The sequence below is a fragment of the Kosmotoga sp. genome (assembly GCF_982836095.1).
This window is the reverse complement of the sequence record NZ_CEYIHJ010000211.1, coordinates 1-1,846: the sequence shown is the minus strand read 5'-3', so window position 1 is coordinate 1,846 and position 1,846 is coordinate 1. Positions and strand designations below refer to the sequence as shown.

1 protein-coding gene is annotated in these 1,846 nt (G+C 40.8%); it reads right to left on the bottom strand.

The genetic code is table 11. The annotated features are described in order from the left end of the window. Window positions 1–923: 923 nt before the first annotated feature. On the bottom strand, window positions 924–1,328 hold the full coding sequence (locus AC3LHT_RS10230; protein WP_488662818.1) for a hypothetical protein: 405 nt from the start codon (window positions 1,326–1,328) through the stop codon (window positions 924–926). Window positions 1,329–1,846: the final 518 nt, after the last annotated feature.

Sequence of the window (1,846 nt, the reverse complement as noted above, 5' to 3'; positions counted from 1 at the left end):
ATTGACTATTGACTCACTTGCAAGATAAGACATTAGAATATCCGGAGGAATGGACGCAAGCAGCAACATTCTCATCTCTCTTGTCTCCGCATTCATTACTCACCTCTCTTATTAATTATCAATTTTCACCAAACCATCCCTTTGCACTGCATTCATAACTCATTACAAAGGCCTGTAAACCACTTTAGCTTCCTGTTATTGTCAAATCACATCTTGAGCTACTCCTACAAGAAAACTTCAATACCTTAATTATAGGCTATGAAAAGCGCAAATAAATCTTCTGCCTCAAGATCTTTCATCCGAGACAGATACTTCTTTTTTTGACTGCAAGCAATATAATTTGGCTTCGTTAGAAAGCCCTATAATGAGGCCTATTGGGAAGCTTAATATGACCAAGGCGATCCTTGCCCAGTTTTTCCTTTCGACAAGCTGTGAATACAGAGTGCAGACAATTACTGAATAAACAAGTGTCGCGAAGATTGTTATCAGATCACCAGATACTATACCGTTTAGCAAGGTTAGGATGTTAACAACTATGACTACAATTAGCCAGGTTTTGATTTCTTTCGGAAGTTCCTGTTTCAGATATGCTCGCGCTACTTTTTTTGTCTTAAAATCATACCCACAATCACAGCGCTGCTGTATCAGGATTTATCAAGCCGCAACGTGGGCAATCCATATCTTCCTCCTTGCATTTGATGCTGTTTCATCCGACAATTTCAAGATTATCGTCTTTACTGCAAATCCGCAAAATAAGACCAAAGCTGCGCCAAAGAAATGCTACAAAAAGCATCGCTATTATTACTCAAGTGTCATCCTTAAAAATTTCCTCCCCTCCTCTGTACGCTGATCCCAACATTATCTCTGCATCGGCAGTTCAAAAGTAGTGTTCAATAAATACCATTACAGCACAGGAACACTTTTCAAGCTCCAACAGAACTACTTTTACCACTCGCGTTACCCGTGAACAAGCCCTTGATAAAGGCGTAAATACCGATTAAAAACAACACCGGCGGGTAATAAAAAATAATACCCGCAGCATAACCGCCCACAAACCAGACGACAGCAATCACCATCATAGTGATTCCGCCGAGCACGCCTTTTTGTACGCCTTTTTTCTCCGGGGCAAAAAAACTATCGTCAACTTCCGACATGGCTTCTTTTTCCGCTTTCAGTGTGACTTTTCGGTCCCGGATTGGATCAAGAATAAAAGTTTCGCAGTCGCCGATGAAATGCGGCTTTGCGTGGGTCAGACCGCAAAGAATGCCCTGGGATATGTTGGATTCGTAGTGACGGCACCTTGCGCAAAACTTGTTATAGTCCACCATGACATAACCTTCCTATTTCTGAAATAGTACGAATTCAGCTATTGATAATTATTAACGGCCATTTCACACGGCTATAATGTTAAGACTCTTTATGCAGCCGGTAAATATTTTACAGATGGAGTAAATGGAGACATAAAAGGAATGTTTCAGCGAGAGATGTAATTCTATCACCCGCCCTGCAACTCTTATTTTGAGCGATAGCAACGACTCGCAAAACCGGCCTCCCATGATCAACTCTGCTCTCAACAAAAAAACATCATTCCCAAAAACGCGATTTAACCGGATGATCTATCAGGAAGGAAAGAGAAGTAGAAAGAATGCGCCGCGTTTGACGATGCAATCTCAAAAAGTATACCACGAGGATGAAATACAAAAATAAATGGAGAATGAGAGTATTTTATAATGATCTGTTTCTTATAGTTTTAAGTTGGGGCTATTTAGATAAATTGAAAAACGTTCGCCCCTGTCATAAACTACTGTCGTCAGATCGACCCCATCTCGATCCTCTTTTGACCCCA

Bases quoted from the DNA above. Each gene is read 5' to 3' on its own strand.
- AC3LHT_RS10230 (WP_488662818.1), bottom strand. From the start codon at position 1,328: ATGGTGGACTATAACAAGTTTTGCGCAAGGTGCCGTCACTACGAATCC.